Genomic DNA, 25,068 nt, shown 5'->3' with positions numbered 1-25,068 from the left:
ATACCTCCTGCGTGGGGCCGCGCGGTCCGGGTCCGGGTGTGAGGACGTCAGGCCCGCCCCTCCCCGGCCAGCCAGGCCGGGAGGCGTCCCTCCGCCCCTCTCACCAGTTGCAGCAGGTCCACGGCCGGGGACCGGCCCGGGGACACGTGGCGGTCGGCGAAGGCGGCCACGTCCCGGACCAGCTCCGGTGACGCCCCCAGCCGGGGCAGCGCCTCGAGCGCGGCACGGAAACAGCCGTCGGCCGCGTCCCTCAGCCGGGGCTCGGCCAGCCCGCGGCGCCCGGCCCGGGGCCACATCCCCGTGCCCCCCGCGCACGGTTCGGCGGCGGCCAGCGCCGCGTCGGCCGCGCGGTCGTCGGTCACCAGGGCGTGGGTCACCGCCGCGCACACCTGCCAGCCCGCGGGATCCTGGGTGTCGAGGTAGCGGATCTCCAGCCAGCCGCGCGGCCGTACCGGAGGGAAGAGCGTGGTGGCGTGGTAGGCCAGGTCCTCCAGGGTCGGCGGGCGCCGGGACGTGGCCAGCAGGTCACGGAAGGTCGAGCCGTCCCGTACGGCGCGGTAGCGCACGCCGTCCGCGTGGTCGTCGGCCTCTTCCGAAGGCTCGCGTACCGCCATCAGGCGGGCGTCGAGCAGGTACTCCGCCCAGGCGGCGGCCGGATCGCCGGTCGCGGGGACGGCGGCCGTCCGCGTGGGGTCGAGCCGTTCCCACACCGCCTGACGGCCCGACATCCACCCGCAGGGACGGCTCCCGCTCAGGGGCGAGCAGGCGAAGGCCGCCACCAGGACGGGGCCCAGCAGGTGCGCGCGCTCCCAGCGCGCCGCCGGGTCCGGGCCCAGGTCCAGGTTGACCTGGATCGACGCGGTCGAGCACATCATCAGCGCCCCGTACGGGGCCCCGAGGAACTCGGCCATGGCCTCGTAGCGGGGCAGGCGCAGCTGCCGCCAGGCCGGTCGCAGCGGGTCGAGCCCCACCCCGGCCAGCACCAGGCCCACCTCCCGCAACGCCTCGCGTACGGCCTCGACGTCGGAGGTGAGACGGGCGATCGCGCCGGGCAGCGGGCCCGGCGGGCCGGAGAGCTCCAGCTGGCCGCCCGGCTCGAAGGTCACCACGCTGCCGCCGGGCAGCGGCGGCAGGGCGTCGGCGATCCTGGCGATCGGGACCTGGCGGGCGGGGGCCGTACGGTCGAAGACCAGGAACTCCAGCTCCACCCCCAGCAGGTCGCCGGGTGAGCCGGAGAAGCAGCGCCGCGCGAAGGCCTCCACGTCGGCGACATCCCGGACCAGCGTGTTCTCGGTCGCGAGACCGGTCATCCCCGTCCCCCCTCGCCATTCCCCTACGGCTTCACAGGCATGAGTGATCAGATCCACCCGCCCGGTCCCCGGGGCCGCCGGCGGCCCTCCGCGGATCCGGCCCGCTCCCGCGGGTCCCCGGCGCCCGCCGTCCGGCCGGGGCGCCCGGAACCCTCATGACGAAAAGTCATGGTCCGATCGCCGAGCGTCACGACGACGGCGCGGCGTCCGGCTCGGCCTCCGGGCGTGATGACGCCCTTCTCACCGGGGCGCTCCCGGGAGCGACGGTGGTTCTGGGAGAAAAATTCCCCCTCTGACCTGGTTCAACACCTTTTTGGGTGCGGGGGATCGCCGCCCGTGCCCGCTCGCCCGGGACGGGCGGGGGAGCGGGGCGCCGCGGACGGCGCCCCGGGGACGTCAGGGGACCTGGAAGGGGTGCCCGTCCGGAAGGAGGGCCGAGACGACCTCGATGCCGGGCGGCCGGGGCCCGCGGAGACCACCGGCCGGGGACTCGTGCGGTCCGGGCTCGTGCCACCCGGACTCGTGCGGTCCGGGTTCGGAGGGGGCGAGGCCGGACAGCCCGAGGACCGCGCAGGCCGGCCAGTGCTCGCCGGGCCCGTGCTCGCCGCGGAGCGTGGGGATGACCGTGCGCGGGACCATGACGTTCGTGCCCGGCAGGGGGTGGACCAGCTCCCCGGTCCTGGCCCCGGTCAGGTCCTCGATCACGCACAGCCCTGCGGGCGAGTCGACGCGGGCGTGGCCAGGGCCCGCGGCGGCGTGGCGCGCGGCGGGGTCGCGGTCGACCGCGAACGCCCCCTCGGCCGACAGCAGCCTCCGCCCCGTCCGCAGGCGGTGCACCCGAAGGTGCCAGGGAGGGTGCGGCAGGAGCCAGGTGTCGACCTCCACGTCCGGCCACGGCGACCACCGCGCGTGCAGCAGCCCGTCGCGTACCGAGAAGTCCCGGGGCACCTCGCAGGGCCGCCAGTGCGTCCCGTCGTCGCTCAGCGCCAGCGTGCTGTCGAAGGCCCCCTGCTCCAGGCCGTGCGAGCCGCCCGGCACGCTGAACCCGAAGTGCGTCGAGTAGGCGAACTTGGCGTACTTGGCCGCGCCGTGCCGTACCCAGGTGTTGTGCTGGCCCGCGCTCAGCATGACGACCTGGCGCCCCTGTTCGCACCGCATCAGCGCGGCCCCCGCGTGCGGCTGGACGCGGACCCCGGCGAGCGGCCGCGCGGGCTCCTCGGCCGCGGTCCAGAAGGGGTGCTCCGCGGGCAGGGCCAGCGGCAGGAACGCCTTCAGTGCCCAGTACGGGGAACCGGGGGCGTTGTACTGCTCGGCGAGCGTGGGCTGGGCGTAGCCGTACCCCACGGTGAGCAGACCCGCCGCGTCCAGGATCGGCCGCTCCCGCCAGCGGCGCAGGTGCCGCATCAGGTGGCCCCTGACCTCGCCCCAGGGCAGGGCCTCCACCCCGGCGAAGGCGAGCGCGCCCCAGAAGGCCCCCTGGGCGAACCGGTAGGTCAGGCTCCGGCCGAACGGCACGGCGTCCCCGTCGCGGGTGAACCAGTGCTGGAAGTCCAGCGCGAAGGACCCCGCCCGCTCGCGCAGCCGCTCGGCGCGGCCGGGGTCGCGGTCCCCGGCCAGGGCGGCGTGGACCAGGCCGTAGTAGTGCATCGCGAACGGGACGTAGTAGTCGCGCTGGGCGGTGGGGCCGTCGGAGTACCAGCCGCCGCCCAGCGCGAAGGACTCCAGCCGCTCCAGCCGGGCCCGGACCGGCGCGGGGTCGAAGCGCACCCCGGCCCGGTCCAGGCCGAGCCCCACCAGCACGGGGAAGAAGTGCCAGTTGTTGTCGGCGGGCCGTACCGTCAGCGCGCCGGTCAGCCAGGCCGCCAGACGGTCCCGTTCGCGCCCGGTCAGCGGGTCCCAGACCCGCTCGGGCGCGATCGCCAGCGCCAGGCCGATCGCGGCGGTCTCCACCAGCCGCTGGTCGACGTCGGTCACCGGCCCCCAGAACTCCTCGTGCCCGGGGTCGGTGCCGGCGGCGAGCCCGGCGCGCCACAGCTCCCAGTGGCCGAAGGACCCGCCGCCGGCGGCCAGCGGCGCCAGCCCCCACAGCGGCCGGGCGAACGCCTCCAGCTCGGCCGCCGCGTCCGGGTAGTGGGCCGTGTTCACCCCGAGCCGCAGGCGCGCCCGCCCGGGGCTGAGACGGGGCACCAGCGGCTCGACCAGCCCGGTCACCAGCTCGCGCACGTCCTCGCGGTCGCGCGGCGCCCCGCTCCCCGCCCCGGCGGGGATCAACTCTTGAGCCCCGTGAACGCGATCCCCTCCATGATGCGGCGCTGGAAGATCATCAGAACCACGATCACCGGGACGACCGCCAGCGCGGCACCGGCCATCATGTAGTAGGCCCGTCCCGACTCACCGCTGGCGAGCTGCTGCAGGGCCAGCGGAAGCGTGTAGAGCTCGGGGTCGTTGAGCACCACCAGCGGCCAGATCAGGTCGTTCCAGTGGAAGATGAAGCTGGTGATCGTCACGACCGCCAGCACCGGCTTCGACAGCGGCACGACGATCCGCCAGAAGATCTGCATCCGGCTCGCGCCGTCGATGCGCGCGGCCTCCTCCAGCTCGGTGGGCAGCGACAGGAAGAACTGGCGCAGCAGGAAGATGTCCAGCACCGAGGCCACGTTGGGCACGATCAGGCCCCAGCCGGAGTCGAACATGCCCAGCGACTGGGTGACGTGCAGGCGCGGGACCAGGAGCGTGATCGTGGGGACCATCATGCCGGCGAGCAGCAGGATGAAGATCTTGTCCCGTCCCGGGAAGGGGATGCGGGCGAAGGCGTAGGCGGCCAGCGCGTCCACCAGCAGCTTGGCCGGGACCAGGATCAGGCAGACCCAGACGCTGTTGACGAACGCCTGGCCCATCCCGCCGTACTCCAGGACGTAGGAGTAGTTCTCCAGGGTGGGGGACCACTCGCCGGTCCTGCGGTCCAGCGGCAGCAGGCTGGGGACCTTGGTGTAGACGTCCGAGCCGTGCTTGAAGGAGGTCGCCAGCATCCACAGGAACGGGACGACCGACACCGCCGCCAGCAGCACCAGCGCGATGTAGACGGGTGCGAGCCGTACGTTCCTCGCCGTCTTCACGACGCCTCCTGCCTGACGAACTTGAACTGCAGCGCAGTGATGATCATGATGAAGACGAGCAGGATGAACGACATCGCGCAGGCCGCGCCCATCGCGTCGTAGCGGAACGCGTACAGGTACAGGTGCAGCACGTAGGTCAGGCCCGACTGCTCGGGACCGCCGGTGACGCTCCTGCCGCCACCGCCCGACAGGATCACGTAGACCAGGCCGAACACCTGCAGCGCCGCGATCACCCCGGTGACCAGCAGGTAGAAGGTGGTGGGCCGGAGCATCGGCACGACGACCTTCCAGAACCGCTGGACCGGCCCGGCGCCGTCGATGATGGCGGCCTCGCGGATCGAGCCCGGGATGCCCTTCAGCCCGGCCAGGTAGATGAGCATCGAGATGCCGCACTGCCAGGCCGCGATGAACGCCAGCGCCGGGATGACCAGGTCGGGGTTGTTGAGCCAGTTCTGCCCGGGGATGCCGAACAGCTCCAGGAAGCCGTTGACCAGCCCGTAGCGGGGGTCGTAGAGCCAGCGCCAGATGACGCCCACCGCGGCCTCGGCCGTCACCACCGGCAGGAACAGCAGCAGCCTGAAGGCGTTGGAGCCACGGCGGATCACGTTGATCAGCAGGGCCTGGCCCAGGGCGGCGACCAGCGTCAGCGGGACGGCGATCACCGTGTACAGCAGGGTGACCTGGATCGACTTCCAGAAGTGCGGGTACTTCGCGTCGTTGAAGAGCAGGTCGGAGTAGTTGGTCAGGCCCACCCACTCGGCCGCCGACCGCAGGTTCCAGTCGGTGAAGCTGTAGTACAGCGCGGCCAGCGCCGGGTAGAGCATGAAGATCACGAAATAGATCATCGCGGGGGCGATCAGAAGCCACCCGATGACGTGGTCGCGCCGCCCGAGACCCGGGCGGCGGCGACGCCGCCCGGGACCAGGCGTCACGGTGGGCTGGTCGGCCAGCACCGGAGATGCCACGTTCGCCTCTTTTCGGTTAGCCGTTCCAGCCGAGGAGCGCGCGCGTCTTGGCCGCTGCCTCGGTGAGCGCCTCCTGGGAGGTCTTCTTGCCGCTCAACGCCGCCTCGATGGCGGGGGCGATGATCTCGTCGTTGATCTGGATCCACTCCGGCAGGGCGGGCCGGGCCTGGGCGACCTTGAGCTGCTCCAGGAACGCCGCCTGGTCGGGCCCGAAGGTCGCGGCGTCCCTCTCGGCCGCGGCCACGTTGGTCGGGAAGCCGCCGAGCGCCTGCGCCAGCGCGGTGTTGTTCTCGGCGCTGGTCAGGTGCGCGAGCCACTTCCAGGCCAGCTCGGCGTTCTTGCCCTTGCTGAAGACCACCGCGTTCTCACCGCCGATGTTGCCACCGGGCTCGGTCTTGTACGGCAGCGGTGCGGTGCTGAACTCCAGGTCCGGGAACTGGTCCTTGATGTTGGCCACGTCCCACGGCCCGGAGATCGTCATCGCGGCCAGGCCGTTCTCGAAGGCCTTGTCCGAGTCGGTGATCTCCCTGGGCGAGGAGGGCAGCAGGTCCACCCAGAGCTGGAGCGCCTCCACCCCGGGCTGCTGGTCGAACAGGATCTTCTTGCTCTTCTCGTCGACCATGGAGCCACCGGCGCCCGCGACGAAGCCCGGCCACATCCAGCCGCCGTAGCCGTCGCCCTTGGGCACCACGATCCCGGCGGTCTTCGGGTCGTCCTGGTGGACCTTCGCGGCCATCTGCTTGAGCTCGTCCCACGTCTTGGGCGGCGTCGGGATCAGCTTCTTGTTGTAGAAGAGCGCGACCGCGGTGTGGTCCAGCGGCAGCCCGTAGAGCTTGTCGTTCACCCGGTTGGTGTCGAGGGCGCCCTTGTAGTACGCCTTCTCGTCGACCGTGCCGGCCGGCACCTCCTTGATGGTGCCGTCCAGCGCGTACCTGGCCACCAGGGGCTGGTCCAGGATGCCGACGTCGGGGACGGTCCCGGCGGCGACCGCGCTTCCCAGCTTGGTGTTGTAGTCGTCCTTGGGGATCTTGACGATCTTGACGGTGACCTTGTTGGCCTTCTCGAAGTCCGCCCGCAGTTTCTCGACGACCTCCCCCGCCTGGGGGGTGCGGTCCTGGAACATCCAGTAGGTCAGTGTCGTGGCCTCCGAGGCCGTCCCGGTGTCGCCGCCGCAGGCGACGAGTCCGGCGAGCAGTGCCATACCGGCCGCAGCCCCTGTGACTCTCCTGATCATTTCTTCCTCCTGATGGGGGGTGCAACGGACGATAATGTAAGATGTGAAAAAAGTTCAGCCCCCTTGAGAAACGCTTTGGTAACACGGTGGCGGGACGGGCCTCGGAAGCCCGTCCCGGGAGGTCGATCACATGATCGCCGAGTGCTCCGATCAGCTCCCCGCGGCGAGCCGCGGGCCCTTGGCGCGCGCGGCCCCGCCGAAGGTGCCCGCACCGGTGCCACGGCCCGCCCGTCGCCTGCCGTACGGCGTCCGGCCGAACGGCTTGAACGTGGAAAGGACCACGTTGAGCAGGTAGACGACCAGGGCGACGCTCGGCGCGACGGCCAGGGAGACCCCGTCCCGGCCGGGGAGGAGGGACGGCAGGGGCCCGGTCCCCGACACCGCGGTGGCGACCTCCCCGATCTGCGGGCGGAGCGCGAACACCGAGGCGATCAGCGCGGCCGTGCTGGTCACGAGCTTGAGCACCACCCAGTGGTGGCGGACGAGGCCCCAGGGCGTGTACAGGCAGAGCAGGAGCCCGCTCAGCACCGCGGTCAGGCCCACCGGGGCGATCAGGGTGCCGGCCAGGACGTCCATCGCCAGGTAGGAGGCGCGCACCAGCGCGGGGTCGCCGGTGACCAGCGCGGTGACGCCGAGGGTGAGCAGTCCCAGGTCGAGGCCGAGCCAGCCGACCGAGGCCGCCACGTGCAGGGTGAGGACGGTCTTGCGGAGCGCGGGCGGCATGAGCGGGGCGGGACGGCGCCCGCCGCGCCGGGCGGGTTCACCGGACGGGACGGGCTCGTGGGCCGGGGCGGCCGTCCTGCGTGGGACGGACCCGGCGACCGGGCCGGGTGCCGTGGGCGGGACGGGCCCGGCGGGCGAAGGCGCCGGGGTCACCGGGTTCGCGGGGGTCGCGGGGGTCGATCGGGGCGGGACGGGCTCGGGCATGGGGTCGCCTTCCGGGCACGTACCGCGCCGCGGCCCGGCTCTCGCCGCGGACGCGCGGGGTGTGACGAGGCGTCGTCGTCGGGGTGCGGGGAGGGCGGGGCGGCGCGGTGGGAGCGGACACGGTCGTCGTGCTGTCCGCTCCACTGTCGCCGTGAACGCGCGCCCGGCCGTCCTCCACGGGAAGGCCACGTGTCTACGCCCCGTGTCGTACGGGCGGCGCTCCTCGCCGGGCGATCCGCCCCTCGGCTCGTACCCCGGGCCGCTTCACCGGGGTGTCCGTCGCCGGGGGCGGGCGGCCGGACGCAGGAACGCGCCCGGAGCCGCTAACCGGCCTCGGTCGTGCTCCCCGAGGGCGTGCGCGACTGGCGGCGCATCGCCAGCACGATGTCCCCGATGACGACCAGGGCCAGCACGCCCGCGACGATCGTCAGCCAGGGGATGCCCGCCACGACCCCGAGCACGCCGAGAGCGATCGCCGCCACCAGCGCGAACGACCCGAACCGGATGTGCGCGACGTCGCGGGGCGTACCCCTGACCATCGGCTTGCCGGACGCCGAGGTCGTCTCCGGCATCTGTCCTTCGGAAGTCATTTTTCCCCTCCTTGCTCGTGAATGCACCCTTTACCCGGATGCGCCCCTCTCATGTGTCCGGTTCACACCTCGCGTGCGCGTTCGATGGCCTCGGCCAGTTCTTCGGGCGCGGAGACCGTCAGGGTTGCGCCCGGGTGGGTCAGGAAACCGCCGGGCACCAGAGCCGGCACCGGGGTACGGAACCGGACGCACAGTCCCCTCCGGGCGTTGGTCCCGAACGTCACCCCGCGGTCGACCAGCGACAGGTGCGGCCCGATGACCTTCCAGGCCGCATAGGGGCCGGTCACCTCGGTGCCCGAGACGTTGGCCACGGGGGTCCGCAGCGACCAGGGGCCGAAACGGACCGAGAGCACGCCCTCGCCCACCTCGGCGAAGGCCCGGCCGGGGCCGACCCCGATCAGCGAGAGCGGGGTCCGCCAGGCCGGGTCGACGTCGAACGCGAAACGTGTCATCGCGGTCAGCGTTCCCAGGGGGCGGTCTCGCCCATCTTGGCGTAGTACTTGGCCAGGTGCGCCTTGATCCTGCCGAGTTCCTCCTCGGGGACGTTCACGCCCCCGCGCGCCCCCTGCAGGACGCCCCCGGCCGCCCGTACGGCGTGCGGCACGACCTTCAGCCTTCCGTCGATCACGTCGGCGATGGGCAGCTTGTAGCTCCCGAACTCCTCGGGCTGGTCGCCGTCGTACCACAGGTGCGCCTCGCGGTAGCGGGCGTTGGGCTCCTCCTCGGCGTCGGCCCAGGAGCGGACGCGCTTCTCGGCCGCGTCGCCGTCCCATGCCCTGTCGCCGTCGGCCAACGGCAGGTCCTGAAACCGGGTGACCGTCATGACCTCACTCCCTTCGTCGGTGGTTCCCTAACCCGACGGGCCGATCCCATGCCTGGCGGCGACATATTTAGGGTTTGCCGGGGGAGGGGGTCGGCATGACCGAGAACCCTGAGATCAGCGAAGAGACGGCCCCTTCCGACGGGGCGGAGGACCAGGCCCGGGACGGCGGCGTGCCCCAGGGGACGCCCGGATCGGACGCCTCCGAGCAGGCGCAGCCTCCCGCCGGGCCGCGGGGCGCCGACGGGGAGAGCCGGGTCGTGGCGGAGCGGTCGGGCTCGGACACCACCTTCCCGGCGCGCCCGCTGCTGGCCGACCCGGACGACGCGCGCCGCGTCCCGGGAGAGGACGGCCCCGAGATCGAGGACGACTCCGCCGGTGAGGGCTCCGGCGGGACGGACGAGGGCGACGGGGACGGTACGGGGGCCACGGACGGGGGCACCGAGGGCACCGAGGGGGCCGGCGGCGCCGACGGCTCCGGCGGGACGGCCGATCCCGAGGTGGGCCCGGCGTCCTGAGGGTCTCCGTCAGGGCCTCCGCCGCGCGTTCCGGGGCCCGGGTTCCGGACGGCCTCGACCCGGGTGCCGGGGACGGCCTCCCCGGCCTCCTTCGCGGGATCCGGGACTCGTCGCGGGGTCCGGGGCGCGACGGCCCCCGAACACGGCGGTGGGGGGGGGGGGGGGGGGGGGGGGCGCCCCCCCCCCCCGCGGGGGGGGGCGGCCCCGCCCCCCCCCCCCCCCCCCCCACCACGGGGTTGGTCTCAGGTCAGCTCTTGAAGGCGTCCTTGACCTTCTCCGCGCCGTCCTTGACCTTCTCCCCGGCCTGCTTGAGGTGGCTCTCGCTCTGGTCGGTCCTGCCCTCGGCCTCGAGACGCTCGTCACCGGTGGCGCGACCCGCGCCCTCCTTGAGCTTGCCCCCGAGCTCCTCGGCCTTGTTGGAGATCTTGTCGTCGGTACCCATGGTGTCATTCCTCCCGTTGATGGAACTTCGTCCATGCAGTGGTAACCCCTGTCCTGCATCGGGCGAGGTAAACATGCCCGGACGGGACCCCCGCCGGGGCAGGGGCCGGGCGCGGGGGACGCCGGAGGCCGGATCGCGCGGGCGGCCGGACGGTCGCGGCGACCGGATGACGAAGCGGATGACGAGGCGGGTGGCGAGGCGGGTGACACCCCCGGGCGGGCCGCCGTCCCGGCGGTCTCAGTGGTGGCAGAGCAGGCAGCGCACGGCGTGTTCGAGGGACCCGGCGTCGCCGATGGGCGAGGGCCAGGGCAGGCGGATCAGCGTCGGGTCGTCGATGCCGCAGCGCACGGTCGCGCCGAAGCGGTCGAGCTCCCAGAGCCAGGCCCCGGGCACCGGGGCGGCCAGCAGCGAGCTCAGGGCGGCCTCCAGCTGCCTGCGGTGCGCGCCGTTGACGTGGTGCAGCATGCGCTCGGCCTCGCCCATCAGCGGGTCGGGGGTCGCTCCCAGGTACTCCTCGGCGTCCAGCACCCCCGACTCCGGGCCGGTCAGGTAGATCACCCTGCCGACGTCGACGCGGAGCAGGCGAGGCCCCCGCGTCCCCTCCAGCACCTCGAACAGCGCCTCGTCGGGGCAGCGCTCGGCGATCTCCACCGCCGTCTCCCGTACCTCGTCCGCGGGGACGGCCTGCACCCAGCCCTGCACCTTGAGCAGGCCGCGGGAGAGCTCGTGCTCGCCCAGGGAGCGCGTCGACGTCAGGTCCACGGTCACCACCGGCTCGTCCCGGGCGTCGTAGAGCGGGTCGCCCGGCAGGACGAGCAGCACCGGCCGGCCCGCTCCGTCGACCCCGCCGCGGGCGGGCGTCGCCGGGCCTTCGGCGCCGGAGACGGAGACGTGGGTGGGAGCGGCGGTGGCGGCGAGGGTGCGGACCCGCTCGGGGATGGGCGGAGCGGTGACGGGCTGCATGGACCGGCTCTCCTTGAGGTGGGGCAGATACTGCTGTATAAGATTAGCCTTGCCTAACTAAGGTAAACCTAACCACACAGGAGTGAGCATGCGCTACACCGGACCCAAGGTGCGTCTGTCCCGCAGGGCGGGCATCCCCCTGACTCGCAAGGCGGTCCGCTACTTCGAGCAGCGCCCCTACCCGCCGGGTGAGCACGGCCGCAAGACCAACCGGCGGCAGACGGGTGACTACGGGCTCCGGCTGATGGAGAAGCAGAAGCTCCGCTGGTACTACGACGTCTCCGAGCGGCAGATGCGCCGCTACTGGGACATGGCGCTGCGCAGCAGCGGCCGTTCCGGGGCCGAGCTGGTGGTGCTGCTGGAGACGCGCCTGGCCTCGCTGGTCCTGCGCTCCGGGCTGGCCCCGTCCATCTACGCGGCCCGCCAGTACATCGCCCACGGGCACATCACCGTGGACGGCCGCAAGGTCGACATCCCCAGCTACCTGGTCAGGCCGGGCCAGGTCGTCGCGGTGCGCGAGAAGTCACGCAGGATGCAGCCCTTCGTGGCCGCCTCCGAGGGGACCTACGCCGACGACCGGATCGCCCCCTACCTCGACGTCGACCACGCCGACCTCCGTTTCACCCTGTTCAGCCGCCCGCTGCGCGAGCAGGTCGCGGTGCCCGTGGACGAGCAGCTGGTGGTCGAGTTCTACTCGCGCTGACCCCCCCGCCGACCCGCGACGCCGGCCCGCCGCCCCCCCGGTGGCGGGCTCACTGGCGCTTCCCGGCCCCCGAGCCCGTACGCCCCCGCGTCCCGCCGGCGTTCTTCCCGCCCCCGGTGCTCTTCGCGTCCCGGCCGGTCCTCCCGGCCGCACCGCGCCCCGTGCCGTTTCCCGTGCGGGTGCCGCTGCCGGTTCCCGCGCCCGCGGCCCTCTGGGCGGCGGAGCCGTCGTCCCGCGCCGCCGGTAGCCGGTCCCGCAGCTCCCGCACCTCGGCCCGGAGCGCGGCCAGCTCGGTGAGCACGGCCCGGCCCACGTCCTCGGTCGCCTGGACGGACTCCTCGGCGTGCTCCTCCTCCATGGCGCTGACCACCACCGCGATGAACAGGTTCAGCACCACGAAGGTGCAGACCAGCATGAAGGCCACGAAGAACACCCACGCCCACGGGTGGGTGTTCATCACCTGGCGGGTGATGTCGGACCAGGCGTCGCCGGTCATCATCTGGAACAGGGTGAACAGCGAGGTGGGCAGGTCGCCGAAGTAGGCCGGCGCGGTGGCGTGGTAGAGCTTCGTGCCCATCACGGCCGCGACGTAGAGCACGAGCGCCAGCAGCAGCACGATCGAGGTCATCCCCGGGACCGCCGTCAGCAGCGCGCTCACCACCCGGCGCAGGCTCGGCACCACCGAGATCAGCCGTAGTGCCCGCAGGATCCGCAGGGCTCGCAGCACCGAGAGCCCGCCCGCCGTGGGCAGCAGCGAGACCGTCACGATCGCGGTGTCGAACAGGTTCCAGGGGTTGCGGAAGAACCGCGGGCCGTACGCGTACAGCTTGCAGCCCAGTTCGGCGACGAAGACGTAGAGCGCCAGGTGGTCGATGATCGTGAGCACCGTGCCGTACCGCTGTACGGCCGCCGCCGAGGTCTCCACTCCCAGCGTGGCCGCGTTGATCACGATGACCGTGACGATGAACCGCTGGAAACCGGGTGTTTCAAGGGCGGCGCGGAGACGCTCGCGCACCGGCACGAAGGCTCCCGTGGTCGGAATGGCCGAGGACAAGCCAAGATCATAACGGCTTGGTGAAGGCCCTCGTCCGCTACCCGCGTCCGCCGTCACCGGGGTTCGCCGCCCCCGTCGCCGTCGCCGCCGCCCCCGTCGCCGCCGCCCCCGTCGTCGCCGTCGTCGGGGTCGCCGTCGAGACCGTGGCCGACGACGCCGGGGCCTCGGCGTGCCGGACGGCGTAGTCGCCGATGCCCGACTCCAGCATCGCGAAGCCCCGTTCGGCCTGCCGGCGCAGGTCGGGGGCGATGGCGTCCAGGGTCTCGCCCGCCAGCATGCGCTCGACGGCGCGGGTCATCAGCCGGTTCAGCACCCCGCTGACCTGCGCGGCGACGAGCGCGGGGGTGAGGTCGTCGGGGTCGGCGTCGACCTCGTCGGCGAGCGTCACGGCCAGGGCCCGCTCCCGCGCGTCGTTCATCTCCCGCAGCCGCGCGCCGAGCGAGGGGCTCTGGGACGTCATGAGCATGCGCGCGAAGGCGTCACCCCCCTCGTGGAACCCGTAGCGGTGGTGGCGGGTGTCGATCGCGTCCAGGAAGTCCCGGCGCAGCGCCTGCAGCGCGCTCTCCCCGGGACGGCGCTCCCGGACGACCCTGCTCGGCAGGTCCTCGACCTCCCCCTGACGGTCGAAGAGCAGGTCCTCCTTGGTGCGGAAGTAGTTGAAGACCGTGTTGACCGACACGTCGGCGGTCCTGGCGACCTCGGCCACCGTCACGTTGTCGAAGCCCTTCGTCAGGAAGAGCCACGTGGCGATGTCGGAGATGCGCTGCCTGGTCTCTCGTTTCTTGCGCTCCCGCAGGCCTTCGCTCATGAGGACATTCTAGGTGTCGGACAAATTTTGCAGTGACACCAAATTTGGTGTTACTTTACGAATGGAGGCGATCAAATGATCAAGACATCAGCTCTGAGCAAGACCTTTCCCGGTGGCGTCGAGGCCGTCCGGGGGGTCGATCTGACGGTGGAGGCAGGGGAGATCGTCGGGTTCCTCGGCCCCAACGGGGCGGGGAAGACGACCACGATGCGCATGCTCACCACGCTGCTGCGCCCCACCGGGGGCGGTGCCACGGTCGCCGGACACGACCTGCTCACCGACCCCGCCGGGGTGCGGCGGCACATCGGTTACGTGTCCCAGAAAGGCGGGATCGCCCCGGCGAACCCGGTGGGGGAGGAGCTCGAACTGCACGCCATGCTGTACGGGATGCGCCCGGCACGGGCACGCGAGCGGGTCGCCGAGGTGCTCGACCGGTTCGGGCTCACCGCGCTGCGCGACCGGCCGGGAGGGGCGCTGTCCGGCGGTCAGCGCCGCCGGTTCGACCTCGTGTTCGGGCTGCTCCACGATCCCGCGCTGCTCTTCCTCGACGAGCCCACCACCGGCCTCGACCCGCAGACCAGGGCGAGCCTGTGGGACCACATCAGGAACCTGCGCGACGGAGCGGGCCTGACGGTCTTTCTGACCACGCACTACCTCGACGAGGCGGACCTGCTGGCCGACCGGCTGTTCGTCATCGACCACGGCGTCATCGTCGCCGAGGGCACCCCGGCCGAGCTCAAGGGCGGCACCGGGGGCACCCTCGACGACGTCTTCCTCGCCATCACCGGCCGCTCCATGAGGGACGACCCGCCGGGGGACGATCCGTCCGCCGGACCGCCGGGTGAACCGGACGGGCCCGGCGCGACGGGCGTACGGGACGGTGCCGGCGGAGCCGGCGACGACCGGCGCGCGGCCCGGGTGGCCGGTGAGGAGCGGTGAGCGGGGCGATGCGCGTCCTCAGGGAGACCTGGTTGATCTTCCGGCACAACGTGCGGATATCCCTGCGGCAGAAGGCCGGGATCGTCTTCGGGGTCCTGCAGCCCATGCTCTACCTGGTGCTGTTCGGCCCGCTGTTCGCCACGATCGGGACCTGGGAGACGCTGATCCCCGGCCTGCTGGTCCAGGTGGGGCTGTTCAGCGCGGGCCTGGCCGGGTTCGGCATCGTCTTCGACCTCCAGTCCGGCGTGCTGGAGCGGCTGCGGGTCACCCCGGCGCACCGGATCTCCCTGCTCCTCGGCCGGGTGCTGTCCAACTCGCTCACCCTGCTGATCCAGTCGATCCTGCTGATCGCGGTGGGGTACGCCTTCGGGCTGCGCGCCGCGCTTCCCGGCGTGGCGCTCGCGCTGCTCATGATGACCCTGCTCGGGGTGAGCCTGGCCGCGCTCTCCAACGCGATCGCGCTCACCATGAACCCCGACGCGTTCGCGCCGGTCATGAGCACGGCGATCGTCCCGCTGCTCCTGCTCTCCGGGGCGTTCCTGCCGATGTCGATGGCGCCCGGCTGGCTGGACGCGCTCTCGCGCGCCACCCCGTTCCGGTACGTGCTGGAGGCCATGCGCGAGCTGTTCGCCGGGCACTACGCGACCTGGACCGTGGGGGTGGGCGTCGCCGTGACCGTGGCCCTGTCGGTGGTCTGCGTCATGGTGGGGACCCGCGTCTTCAACCGCGAGAACGCCTGACCACCCGAGCCCCTTGACCGTCCGAGCCCCTTGACCGTCCGAGTCCCTGACCGTCCGAGTCCCTGACCGTCCGAGTCCCTGACCGTCCCCGACCTGCCCGCCCACCGTCCCCGACCGGCTCGCTCACCGGGACACGGCCGCTCCTTCCGGTTCGGCCGAGTCCCGGGCCGCGGTCCTCACGAGCACCAGGACGATCAGGCCGGCCACGATGCCCAGGACGCCCGCGGCCACCAGGGTGACGTTGAGCCCGTGCGCGAAGGACTCCCGGACGACCTGGCCGTGCCCCTGGCCGGTCAGGACGTGCGCCCGGCCGCCGGTCAGGGCGTCGACGGCGGAGCCCGCGTCCGGCACCCTGCCGTCCAGGCCGCCCTCGACACCGGTGCGGAAGACGCCCCCCAGCAGCGCGACACCGAACGCGAACCCGAGCTGCCGGAACGTGTTCACGGCACCGGCCGCCATGCCGCCGCGCTCCTGCGGGACCGACGCCATCGCCGCCGCCGACAGGGACGGGCTCGCCACCCCCACGCCCAGGCCCACGAGCGCCAGGCCGGGGACGAGGGCGGCCCACCCGGAACCGGCCGTGAGCACCGCCTGGGCCAGCGCGCCCGCACCGATGATCAGCAGGCCGACGCCGACGACCAGGCGGGGCGAGGCGTCGTGCAGGAACCGCCCGGCGACGCTCGCCACGATGAAGGCGGTGACGCTCATCGGGAGCATCACCAGGCCCACCTGGACCGCGCCCAGCCCCAGGACCGTCTGCAGCCACAGCGAGACGTAGGCCAGACCGGCGAAGGCCGCCGCCGTGAGCAGGGCCGCGCCGACCATGATCCCGGTGAACGCACGGTCGCGGAACAGCGACAGGTCGAGCATCGGGTCCTTGCTCCTGAGCTCCACCGCGACGAACAGGGCCAGGGCCACCAGGCCCGCCGCCAGCAGGCCGAGGACCGATCCCGAGCCCCAGCCGTCCTCACCGGCCCGGATGAGCGCGTACGTGATCGCCGCCGCGGCGGCGGTGAACGTCAGCATGCCGGGAACGTCCAGCCCGCGGGCGCGCGGGTTGCGGGACTCCTGGAAGACCGCCAGCGTGAGGACGATCGCCACGGCGCTGATCGGCAGGTTCACCAGAAAGATCGAACGCCAGCCGAAGTGCTGGGTCAGCAGGCCCCCGGCGATCGGTCCCGCGGCCGCGGCCGCGCCGTTGACCGCGCCCCAGACGCCGAAGGCGACGCCCCGGTCCCTGCCCCGGTAGGTCGTGTTCAGCAGGGCCATGGTCGTCGCGAACATCGCCGCCGCGCCGAGCCCCTGCAGGCCCCGCGCCGCGATGAGCGTGCCGATGTTCGGCGCCAGGCCACAGGCCAGGGACGCGAGCGCGAACAGCCCCAGGCCCGCGACGTAGATCCTGCGCCGTCCGGTCAGGTCGGCCAGTGAGCCCGCGCCGAGCAGGAGCGCCGCCAGGACCAGCGCGTAGACGTCCATCACCCACTGCAGGGCCGAGAACGAGGTGCCGAGGTCCCCGGCGATGTCGGGCAGCGCGACCATCACGATCGTGACGTCCACCAGCAACATGAAGGCGCCCGTGCAGACCGCCACCAGCGGCCACCATTTACGCATGATCCTCCTTCGGTAGGCCACCAGGATCGGGCGTGGACGACGACGACAAGAAGCGGGCCGCGATATCACGGCGAATACCGACATCTGATAGTCGTGAGTGATGGAATCCGTCAGGGCCGACACGCTCGACCGGCAGCTGGTGCACGCGCTGGGACTGGACGGGCGGGCCCCGTTCAGCCGGATCGCCGAGGTCCTCGGCGTCTCGGACCAGACCGTCGCCCGGCGCTACCGGCGGCTGCGCTCGCGGGGCACCGTGCGGGTCGTGGGGCTGATCGACCCCCGGATGCTGGACGGGACCCGCTGGTGGCTGCGGCTGCGGTGCGTCCTCGGGGCGGGGACCGCCATCGCCACGGCCCTGGCCAAGCGGCCCGACACCTCCTGGGTGCAACTGCTGTCGGGCGGGACCGAGGTGCTCTGCGCGGCCCATCCCGGCTCGGACCAGGAGCGCGACACCCTGATGCTCGACAAGCTCCAGCGCACCGACCGCGTCGTCGCGGTCACCGCGTACTCGATGATGCACATGTTCGCCGGAGGCCCGACCGGCTGCGGGATGTTCGAGGTCCTCACCGAGGCGCAGGTCGCCGCGCTGCGCCCGTCGCGGCCGCCCGCCCGTGGCCGGGTGGAGCTGTCGGACCAGGACCGGCTCCTGCTCGCCCGGCTCTCCGTGGACGGCCGGACCTCGCACACCGACCTCGCCGCCGCCACGGGCTGGTCGGAGTCGACCGTCCGGCGCCGGCTCGACCAGCTCCGCGAGTCCGGCGCGCTCTACTACGACCTGGAGGTCGACTGTCCCTACTTCGGGTTCCGCACCCAGGCCTGGCTCTGGATGACGGTGTCACCGTCCCATCTGGCCGGCGTCGGCGAGGCCCTGGCCACCCACCGGGAGGTCACCTTCGCCGCGGCCACCACCGGCCCGACGAATCTCGCGGCCAACATCCTCTGCCGGGACGACGAGGCGCTGTACGCCTACCTCACCGACCGGATCGCGGGCCTCGACGGCATCCAGAGGCTGGAGACCGCCCCGATCATCCGCAACATCAAGCAGTCGGGGTCGCTGCTGCCCGTCTGAGCCCCGGCCCTGCCCACTCGGCCCGTCCGGGCCGTCCGGTCCTCACTCCGGGGGACCGTAGGGCTCTATCCGCGGGTCGGCGTAGGGACCCCCGTCCGCCGCGAGCCCGGTGCGGTGGGCGGCGCTCTCGCTCACCCGCAGGCCGTACAGGCCCTGGCCGGGGTCGAGGAGGTCGATGAGCACCAGGCCGTACCCGATGTCGACGTCCTCCTCCGGCAGCTCCAGGTGCCGCAGGGCCTGCGTGAGCGTCGCGCCGGAGGGGAGCCGCACCGTGATGAGGACCATCACCTCACGGTACGCGCCCCGCCCGGCGCCGCAATGAGGCGAGTACCCCCGAGGGGTCGACGACCCCGTAACCGTGGTCGTGGTCGAACCCGACGTCGCTGCGGTCGTCGGCCGTACGGCGCAGCAGGGTGCGCAGCTGGGCGGGGGAGAGCCGGGCGGCGGGCCAGCGGGTGCGCACGGCCGCGACCAGGCCCGCCGCGACCGGGCACGCGGCCGAGGTGCCCGAGTCGGGCTCGTCGTCGCCGAACGCCCGCGAGCCCGAGAAGTGGGTGTAGGCGCACACGTCGGGCTTGCGGGCGACCAGGCGGCCCGGCCCCTGGGAGGAGTAGCCGACCCGCTCGCCCCGGGTGTCGACACCGGCGACCGACAGCACGGAGCCGTGGGAGTTGGCGCCCGTGATCGGCCGGTCCGGGTAGGCGCAGCGGCCGTCCGGGCAGTCGCGTCCGCAGTTGCCCGCGGCGAAGAGCACGTCCGCGCCGGAGCGCTCCAGGCTGGAGACGATCAGGTTGAACGGGTGGGCCGGGTTGTCGGAGTAGTTGCCCGGATGGCCCGCGGGAAAGTCCCACTCCGGGGAGAAGGACCCCCAGCTGTTGCTGACCACCAGGGAGCGCGAGGCGGCGGGCTGGGCCTCCAGGACGGTGCGCAGGTGGGCGAAGGCCGCCACCGCGTCCGAGAGCAGGCCGTCCAGCGCCGAACCGCCCGGACGCCGGGAGAGCAGCACGGGAATGTCGATGATCGACGCCCTCGGGGCCGCGATGAGCGCGTCGAAGGCGCACATCGTGCCGTGGTCGACGGGGAACTCGCCCGCCCTGCCCGTCACCCCGTCGGGCTTCCAGCTGCGCTCCACGTCGAGGATCACGTCGCGGCCCAGGTGGCGGGCGACGTGCGCACGGTTGACGCCGGTGTCGAGCACCGCGAGCGCGACCCCCGACCCGTCGAGGCCCTCCGCGGCCAGGCCGGCGACGCCGAGCAGCCGCTCCACGTCGTGCCAGTCGCCGACCGGGGGCGTGCCGCCGCAGGTCAGGCCCGGCTGGATCACCGGGTCGGCGAAGATCCCCACCACCTCGCGGCGCAGCGCGGGCAGCAGGGTGATCCGGGTGGACGCCTCGTCGTCGGAGATCTCACCGCGGACCAGGACGGAGGCCTCGTCGTCGGCGAAGGAGAACACCAGCGGCTGGTGCAGCGACAGCGGGTCGCCCCCGGCGGCGGGGACCGGGCGGGGCGCCACGACCGGGGCGAAGGACGGGTCCAGCACCACTCCGGGAAGCGCGTCGGCGACGTCGGCGGCCGTCGTGCTCACCGTGGGATCGGCCACGGCCGCGACGACGTCGGGGGAGGGACGGAGCTGCAGCAGGACCCGCATGACGCACCACCGGGGATCGAGGGGACAGGCCCCACCACATTCCTTCATCCACCCGGGCCGCGTCCAGCCGTTGAAATCCCCTCGGACCACGCTCATGCCCGTCAAACGGTGCAAACGATCGGCGTGGATTTCCTTCACAGCGACGGAATCGATCACTACGTTGGGCGACATGACCGCAGCGGCGGAGACGACGCCAATCCCTCGACCCGATGTCCGGCACGCTCACTGGATGCCGACCCGGCCCAGACTGATCGTGGCCAGCGGCTTCATGCTCTTCCTGGAGCTGGCCCTGATCCGGTGGACCGGGTCGAACATCGTCCACCTGAGTTACTTCACCAACTTCGTCCTGCTGGGGTCGTTCCTCGGTATCGGGCTCGGCTTCCTGAGGGTGGGCCGCACCACCCGGCAGCCGTACTACTCGCCGATCGTGCTGGCCGTGCTGGTCCTGGTCGTGCTGTTCTTCCCCGTGACGGTGGACCGCCAGACCGAGGGCGTCCTGTACTGGACGAGCCTGAGCACCAGCGGCCCGCCGCCCTGGCTGATCCTGCCGGTGATCTTCGCCGCGGCGGCGATCGTGCTGATGGGCCCGGCCGAACTGGTCGGCCGCTGCTTCCCCGAGCTCGACCGGCTGGAGGCCTACCGCTACGACCTGATCGGCAGCCTCAGCGGCATCGCGCTGTTCACCGCGCTGTCGTTCCTCAGCGCGCCGCCGGTGGTGTGGGGGACGATCGCCGCGGTTGCCTACGCGGTGCTGCTGTGGCCCCGCAGGGTCTGGGCCCGCGTGGCGCTGCTCCTGCCGTCGCTGGTCATCGTCGGCGCCCTCGCCACCGAGACGCTGACCGCGGGAGCGCTGTGGTCGCCGTACTACAAGGTGACCTACGTGCGCGGCCAGTGGGAGGGCGTGCCGCTGATGAACATCGACGTCAACGGCATCCCGCACCAGCAGGCCACCCCGGCCAGGAATCGCCTGGAGTGGGAGCGCCAGTACGCCCTGCCGTACGAGCGGGCCGCCTCCGGCAGGCTGGACGACGTGCTGATCGTCGGCGCGGGCAGCGGCACCGACGTGTCGATCGCGCTGTCCAAGGGCGCCAAGCACGTGGACGCCGTGGAGATCGACCCCAAGCTGCTGGAACTCGGCCGCTCCTACCATCCGGACCGGCCCTACGACGACCCCCGGGTCACCACCCACGTCACCGACGGCCGCGCCTTCCTGGAACGGACCTCGTCGAAGTACGACCTGATCCTCTTCGCGCTGCCCGACTCGCTCACCCTGGTCTCCGGGGCCAGCTCGCTGCGGCTGGAGAGCTACCTGTTCACGCAGCAGGCGATGGAGGCGGCCAGGGACCACCTCAAACCCGGTGGCGCCTTCTCGATGTACAACTACTACCGGGAGAGCTGGCTGGTCGACCGGCTCGGCGCCACCATGCAGGCCGCGTTCGGGCACAAGCCGTGCGTCGACATCGTCAGCCAGACGGGCCAGCAGGCGGTGATCACCGCGGGCTTCACCCCCCAGGGTCAGCGGTGCGGCACCGAGTGGGCGGGAGCGACCGCCCAGACCCCGCCGCCCGCCGGTGACGACCGGCCCTTCCTGTACCTGAAGGACCGGACGATCCCGCAGATCTACATCGTCACGCTCGGGCTGATCCTCCTGGTCAGCCTGCTGGCGGTCCGGGTCGTGGCCGGTCCGTACCGCAGGATGCGGCCGTACGCGGACCTGTTCCTGCTCGGGGTGGCGTTCCTGCTGCTGGAGACCAAGGGCGTCACCGGCTTCGCGCTGCTGTTCGGCACCACCTGGGTGGTGAACGCGATCGTGTTCGCCGGGGTGCTGGTCGCCGTGCTCGCCGCGGTGGAGGTGACCCGCCGCTTCCGGGTGCCGTCCCTGCCGGTCATGTACGGGGTGCTGCTGGCCGGGCTGGTCCTGGCCTGGCTGGTGCCCAACTCCTGGCTGCTGGGACTGCCGCTGCCGCTGCGCGCGGTGGCGGCCGTGGTGGTGGCGTTCCTGCCGATCTTCGCGGCCAACGTGGTGTTCGCCAAGCGCTTCGCCGACTCCGCCGACGCGACCGTGTCCTTCGGCGCGAACCTGCTGGGCGCGATGGTCGGCGGCTGCCTGGAGTACCTGGCGCTGGTCATCGGCTACCAGGCGCTGCTGATCGTGGCGGGCCTGATCTACCTGGGTGCCTTCGCGCTGCTTCCCAGGACCGCCAAGGTCGCCTGAGCCCGGGGGACCGGCTCCCGGGTGGTTTCGGGAGCCGGTCCCCCGGTCAGAACCCGCAGAGCTCGCTGAGGGACTCGCCCGAGGACTTGCCGTTCGGGGTGGGCGTCCGGCTGGGCCGCAGCGCGGTGTTCCTGGACGGGCTGGGCGTGGCGGCCGGCGTCGCGCCGGTCGTACCGGGGGAGGGGGTCGCGGTCGCGGCCTGCGGCCTGCGGGCGGGCTGCTCCGAGCGGCGCAACGCCCTGGCGGTGGCGGTGCGGATCTTCTGCCAGTCGGGCGAGCCGGTGTAGAACTCCGGCGGTACGAACTGCAGGCTGGTGATCCTGGCGTCCTTGACCTTCAGCGCCAGGTCGGTGAGGTGCTCCACCAGCTCGCGGGGGATGTCGGTCTTGGCCATCCTCCTGGCCACGCCTGCGATCTTGGTGAAGTTGGCGAGCACGACCGACGGGGTGGCCTGCTGGGCGAAGGCGCCGATGACGCAGCGCTGGCGGGCCATCCGGGAGAAGTCGTCGCTGCCGACGCGGGAACGCCCGTACCAGAGCGCCTCCTCGCCCGAGAGCGTGCGGTACCCGGCCTTGATGGTCCCGGCGGTGCCGTACAGGCCGCCCCAGGGGATGTCCCGCTCCACCCTGATCTTCAGGCCGCCGATGGCGTCCACCATCCTGGCGAAACCGAACATGTTGACCAGGGCGTAGTAGTCGATCTTCAGGTTGAGCGTGTGACCGATCGCGTCCATCAGCGCCGCCGGGCCCCGCTCCCCGGCCTTCTTGCCCGGTACGACCTCCGGGTGGTCCTCGGCGTACTGCCAGACCTCGTTGAGCAGGCCGCCGTTGGGCAGCTCGCGCATGAAGCCCTCGGGGAACCGCTTGGCGAGCGCGCTGCCGGACGAGAAGTGGACGTGCTGGAGGTTGCGCGGGAGGCTGAACATGACCGTGTTGCCGGTCGCGACGTGCACGCTGGCCACGTTCATGCTGTCGGTCCGCACGCCCTCCCGGTTCCCGGCGCCGTCACCGCCGACGAGCAGGAAGTTCACCCGCTTGCGGCCGGCCCACGGGTCCTCGTGCTTGACGGGGACGGCCGTCGGGTTCGCCGAGGCGGGCTTGAAGATGTCGAGGGTCGTCTGCTTGAAGGTCAGCACGGTGTTGGCGGTCAGCACGAACGGCGCCATCACCGACACGCAGAGAACGCCCACCACGATTCCCGAGACGATCTGCCCCCTGCCGCTGAGCCGGTTCGGCCTCAGCGTGACGTAGGAGAAGAGCAGCAGCAGGAACCAGGCGATCGCCCCGACCACGGCCAGGACCACCCCGGTCGTCATCATGCCGTCGCGGGTGAGGACGCCGGTGTTGCCGCTGAGGTAGACGACGACGGCGGTGATCGCACCGCCCAGCAGCGGCACGCCGAAGGCCGCGAGCAGGATGAGGCCGAGCCGGCGGTTCCCGGCCCGCAGGTGCGCCGCGCCGGGCAGGATCGCCGAGAGCGCGGTCCAGCCGATGAGGGCGGCGGTCGTCAGCGGCCTGGCGAACCGGGGGGGCCGTCCCCCGGGCGCCGTCGCGGACTCCGCGGGCGGACCTCCCGCCGGTGGCCCCCCGGCCGGTGGCGCCCCGGCGGGCCCGGCCGGTCCGGCCGGGACGGCAGGGTTCGGGACCCCGCCGCCGTCGCCGCCGTTCCCTTTTCCTGTGGCCCGGCCCGCCGGTCCCTGCGGTGGGGGGAGGGGGAGCCCTTCCCGGGGAGGAAGGACGCCCTGCTCGGGGTGGCCCTCCCGCGCGGCCGGGGACGGCCGCCCGGCCTGCGGGGGGAGGGTGCCCTGCTCGCGGTGGGCCTCCGGGGACGGGGCGTGCCGGTCGTTCCGCGCCGGGTGCGGGCTGGAGACCTCCTGGGCGAGGGGGGGCTGCGGCCCGCCGGCCGGACCCGGCGCCCGGGGCGGGGCGGGGACCGGGGGCGTCTCCTGGGACCCGGACCGGCCCGGTGTTCCGCCTTGGCGTGCGCCGGGACTCCCGCCGCGACGCCGGGTGCGCCGTTTCCCGCTTTCGCCGGCGAGATCCCCCGAGTCTTGCCCAAGGCGCATCGTCACACCGCTTCCTACTGCGTTTTGCCCGGGTTCACCTGCAGACATGGCCAGGGATCGGGATTGAACATAATTTGCCAGGATTCTAGTCCCCATACCTGGACATGACAGACAGATGACCAATCTATGGTGAATGGCCGCTTAAGCGATGGCGTCGGCTAGGACGTCGACGAGGTGGGGGCCAGCCAGGTGTTGCAGTCGAGCGTCCGGTTCCTCTCGTAGCCCTGGCGGAACCAGCGGTTGTTGTTCGCCGGCGAGCCGTGGTCACGCGGATATCCCGGCCAGTCGCCGACCCGGGAGTAGAAGTAGTAAAGGGTCTGGCGCCGCGCCGGGGTGACCGGGTAGGTGGCCGACACCGAGCGCATGAACATCGCGCCGAGACAGGTCGCCTGGAGCTCGAACCGCCGGCTCAGCGCGAGTCTCCCGTTGCGGCCGCTCGAACGCAGCGACTTCTGCCACCAGGTGGTGGACAGGCCCGACAGGTGCTGCACGTGGTGCCCGTACTCGTGCGCCATCATGCTGATGACCCCGCCGTGCCATTCGGTGATGGCCCCGTACCCGCGGGAGTTGCCCACCCCGCGCGACATCGCCCTGGTCGAGGCGTAGATGGTGGCGTTGCGCGGGCAGTAGTACGGCACCATGCTTCCCGGCGCGGGGAAGTCGCCGCAGGCGCCGCGGCTCCTCGTCGCGGTGAGGGCGTAGCGGGGCGGATGCCAGGGGATGCCCTGCTCGCGCAGGATCCGCGACCAGCCCCGGTCCAGGCACTTGGACGTCTTGAGGATGAGCGCCTTGAGCTGGGCGTGGCTGTAGATGCTGGGCGACCCCGCGGGGCAGTGCACCCGGGGAAGCCCGCCCGCCCGGTAGAGCGTGTTGCCCTCCAGGCTGGTGTCGAGCACCCGCGTCCTCGTCGTGTCCCCGGTGTCGCGGGTGCTCCCGGCGTCCCCGCTGTCACCGGTGTCTCCGGCGTCCCCGGTGTTCCGGCCGTTCCCGGAGGACGCCGTGCGCGCCGGCGCCGAGGTGCGCCTGTCCCGCGGTTCGGCCGGGCGGAAGGTGGGCCGCGGGGGCGCGGTGAAGGCCGGGACGGCGACCGTGTCGGCGCGGCGGACGTTCGCGGCCACCGCCCCGATGACCACGATCCCGGTGAAGACCAGCGCGACCATGCCGAAGACCACGCCGACGACCACCCCGGCACCGCCGGAGCGGGGCCGCGGGGGCTGCCACTGCGGCGGGGGATGGGCGGCCCGCCGCTGCCACGGGTCGGGCGGCGGGGGCGGGGCCTGATGGCCGTACGGCATCTGCCCGCGGGGCGGCCCGGGCCGCTGCGGGTGAGC

The 25,068-nt window shown here is 72.7% G+C and carries 24 protein-coding genes; 6 read left to right on the top strand and 18 right to left on the bottom strand.

From position 1 onward, the window contains the following. Nucleotides 1-47 precede the first annotated feature (47 nt). The 9 genes from ACIBCT_RS16670 to ACIBCT_RS16630 form a co-directional block, all read right to left on the bottom strand. The gene (locus tag ACIBCT_RS16670; protein WP_399189263.1) at nt 48-1,310 is read right to left on the bottom strand and encodes a glutamate-cysteine ligase family protein; all 1,263 of its coding nucleotides are present in this window, start codon (nt 1,308-1,310) and stop codon (nt 48-50) included. Between the two features lie 396 nt (nt 1,311-1,706). Further along, nucleotides 1,707-3,533, bottom strand: a complete 1,827-nt coding sequence (locus tag ACIBCT_RS16665) for a DUF2264 domain-containing protein (protein ID WP_399189261.1) — start codon at nt 3,531-3,533, stop codon at nt 1,707-1,709. 44 nt (nt 3,534-3,577) lie between these two features. Further along, nucleotides 3,578-4,426, bottom strand: a complete 849-nt coding sequence (locus ACIBCT_RS16660) for a carbohydrate ABC transporter permease (protein ID WP_399189258.1) — start codon at nt 4,424-4,426, stop codon at nt 3,578-3,580. After that, nucleotides 4,423-5,391, bottom strand: coding sequence for a carbohydrate ABC transporter permease (locus tag ACIBCT_RS16655; protein WP_399189256.1), 969 nt, complete (start codon nt 5,389-5,391; stop codon nt 4,423-4,425). Before ACIBCT_RS16655 ends, ACIBCT_RS16660 begins: the two co-directional genes overlap by 4 nt. Before the next feature lie 16 nt (nt 5,392-5,407). Then, entirely contained in the window at nt 5,408-6,625 is a 1,218-nt protein-coding gene (locus ACIBCT_RS16650) for an ABC transporter substrate-binding protein (protein WP_399189254.1), read from the bottom strand. A gap of 150 nt (nt 6,626-6,775) precedes the next feature. After that, nucleotides 6,776-7,552 (bottom strand): hypothetical protein, encoded by a 777-nt coding sequence (locus tag ACIBCT_RS16645; protein ID WP_399189252.1) that lies wholly within the window; start codon nt 7,550-7,552, stop codon nt 6,776-6,778. Nucleotides 7,553-7,875: 323 nt separating this feature from the next. Further along, nucleotides 7,876-8,142, bottom strand: a complete 267-nt coding sequence (locus ACIBCT_RS16640) for a hypothetical protein (RefSeq protein ID WP_344908403.1) — start codon at nt 8,140-8,142, stop codon at nt 7,876-7,878. Nucleotides 8,143-8,204: 62 nt separating this feature from the next. Then, entirely contained in the window at nt 8,205-8,594 is a 390-nt protein-coding gene (locus ACIBCT_RS16635) for a hypothetical protein (protein WP_399189250.1), read from the bottom strand. A 5-nt stretch (nt 8,595-8,599) separates the two neighbouring features. Beyond that, on the bottom strand, nt 8,600-8,965 hold the full coding sequence (locus ACIBCT_RS16630) for a hypothetical protein (RefSeq protein WP_399189248.1): 366 nt from the start codon (nt 8,963-8,965) through the stop codon (nt 8,600-8,602). 95 nt (nt 8,966-9,060) lie between these two features. On the opposite strand from ACIBCT_RS16630, the gene ACIBCT_RS16625 reads away from it, so the two are divergent. Continuing rightward, nucleotides 9,061-9,480 (top strand): hypothetical protein, encoded by a 420-nt coding sequence (locus ACIBCT_RS16625; protein ID WP_399189246.1) that lies wholly within the window; start codon nt 9,061-9,063, stop codon nt 9,478-9,480. 247 nt (nt 9,481-9,727) lie between these two features. On the opposite strand, the gene ACIBCT_RS16620 is transcribed toward ACIBCT_RS16625, so the two are convergent. Next, nucleotides 9,728-9,922 (bottom strand): CsbD family protein, encoded by a 195-nt coding sequence (locus ACIBCT_RS16620; protein ID WP_399189244.1) that lies wholly within the window; start codon nt 9,920-9,922, stop codon nt 9,728-9,730. 237 nt (nt 9,923-10,159) lie between these two features. Then, on the bottom strand, nt 10,160-10,885 hold the full coding sequence (locus ACIBCT_RS16615; RefSeq protein ID WP_399189242.1) for a DUF2470 domain-containing protein: 726 nt from the start codon (nt 10,883-10,885) through the stop codon (nt 10,160-10,162). An 88-nt stretch (nt 10,886-10,973) separates the two neighbouring features. On the opposite strand from ACIBCT_RS16615, the gene rpsD reads away from it, so the two are divergent. Further along, nucleotides 10,974-11,588, top strand: coding sequence for a 30S ribosomal protein S4 (gene rpsD / locus ACIBCT_RS16610; RefSeq protein ID WP_344908422.1), 615 nt, complete (start codon nt 10,974-10,976; stop codon nt 11,586-11,588). Between the two features lie 49 nt (nt 11,589-11,637). Here rpsD and ACIBCT_RS16605 read toward each other — a convergent pair whose 3' ends face one another. Both ACIBCT_RS16605 and ACIBCT_RS16600 read right to left on the bottom strand, forming a co-directional pair. After that, the gene (locus ACIBCT_RS16605) at nt 11,638-12,642 is read right to left on the bottom strand and encodes an ion transporter (RefSeq protein WP_399189240.1); all 1,005 of its coding nucleotides are present in this window, start codon (nt 12,640-12,642) and stop codon (nt 11,638-11,640) included. Nucleotides 12,643-12,679: 37 nt separating this feature from the next. Then, nucleotides 12,680-13,450 carry a TetR/AcrR family transcriptional regulator gene (locus ACIBCT_RS16600; protein WP_399189238.1) on the bottom strand — a complete coding sequence of 257 codons (771 nt, stop codon included), beginning with the start codon at nt 13,448-13,450 and terminating at the stop codon, nt 12,680-12,682. A gap of 75 nt (nt 13,451-13,525) precedes the next feature. On the opposite strand from ACIBCT_RS16600, the gene ACIBCT_RS16595 reads away from it, so the two are divergent. Then, on the top strand, nt 13,526-14,389 hold the full coding sequence (locus ACIBCT_RS16595) for an ABC transporter ATP-binding protein (protein ID WP_399189236.1): 864 nt from the start codon (nt 13,526-13,528) through the stop codon (nt 14,387-14,389). Continuing rightward, complete coding sequence (locus ACIBCT_RS16590; protein ID WP_399189234.1) at nt 14,386-15,129, top strand: ABC transporter permease; 744 nt, start codon at nt 14,386-14,388, stop codon at nt 15,127-15,129. The genes ACIBCT_RS16595 and ACIBCT_RS16590 overlap by 4 nt, the downstream gene beginning before the upstream one ends. Before the next feature lie 123 nt (nt 15,130-15,252). Here ACIBCT_RS16590 and ACIBCT_RS16585 read toward each other — a convergent pair whose 3' ends face one another. After that, nucleotides 15,253-16,740 carry an MFS transporter gene (locus tag ACIBCT_RS16585; protein ID WP_399189232.1) on the bottom strand — a complete coding sequence of 496 codons (1,488 nt, stop codon included), beginning with the start codon at nt 16,738-16,740 and terminating at the stop codon, nt 15,253-15,255. Between the two features lie 100 nt (nt 16,741-16,840). On the opposite strand from ACIBCT_RS16585, the gene ACIBCT_RS16580 reads away from it, so the two are divergent. Further along, entirely contained in the window at nt 16,841-17,809 is a 969-nt protein-coding gene (locus ACIBCT_RS16580) for an Lrp/AsnC family transcriptional regulator (protein ID WP_399189230.1), read from the top strand. A 42-nt stretch (nt 17,810-17,851) separates the two neighbouring features. On the opposite strand, the gene ACIBCT_RS16575 is transcribed toward ACIBCT_RS16580, so the two are convergent. After that, complete coding sequence (locus ACIBCT_RS16575; RefSeq protein WP_399189228.1) at nt 17,852-18,094, bottom strand: hypothetical protein; 243 nt, start codon at nt 18,092-18,094, stop codon at nt 17,852-17,854. 4 nt (nt 18,095-18,098) lie between these two features. Then, a complete protein-coding gene (locus ACIBCT_RS16570; protein WP_399189226.1) occupies nt 18,099-19,457 on the bottom strand; it encodes a S8 family peptidase in 1,359 nt (452 codons plus the stop codon). Between the two features lie 229 nt (nt 19,458-19,686). On the opposite strand from ACIBCT_RS16570, the gene ACIBCT_RS16565 reads away from it, so the two are divergent. Beyond that, nucleotides 19,687-21,672: a spermidine synthase gene (locus ACIBCT_RS16565; RefSeq protein ID WP_399189224.1), complete on the top strand. Its 1,986-nt coding sequence runs from the start codon at nt 19,687-19,689 to the stop codon at nt 21,670-21,672. A 46-nt stretch (nt 21,673-21,718) separates the two neighbouring features. Here ACIBCT_RS16565 and ACIBCT_RS16560 read toward each other — a convergent pair whose 3' ends face one another. Beyond that, complete coding sequence (locus ACIBCT_RS16560; RefSeq protein WP_399189445.1) at nt 21,719-23,737, bottom strand: LCP family protein; 2,019 nt, start codon at nt 23,735-23,737, stop codon at nt 21,719-21,721. Nucleotides 23,738-23,895: 158 nt separating this feature from the next. Then, nucleotides 23,896-25,032 carry a neutral zinc metallopeptidase gene (locus tag ACIBCT_RS16555; protein ID WP_399189223.1) on the bottom strand — a complete coding sequence of 379 codons (1,137 nt, stop codon included), beginning with the start codon at nt 25,030-25,032 and terminating at the stop codon, nt 23,896-23,898. Nucleotides 25,033-25,068: the final 36 nt, after the last annotated feature.

The organism is Streptosporangium sp. NPDC050855, assembly GCF_044456585.1.
Lineage (GTDB): Bacteria > Actinomycetota > Actinomycetes > Streptosporangiales > Streptosporangiaceae > Streptosporangium > Streptosporangium longisporum.
Note: the sequence above shows the minus strand (reverse complement) of the source record. Positions and strands in the feature narration are given on the sequence as shown.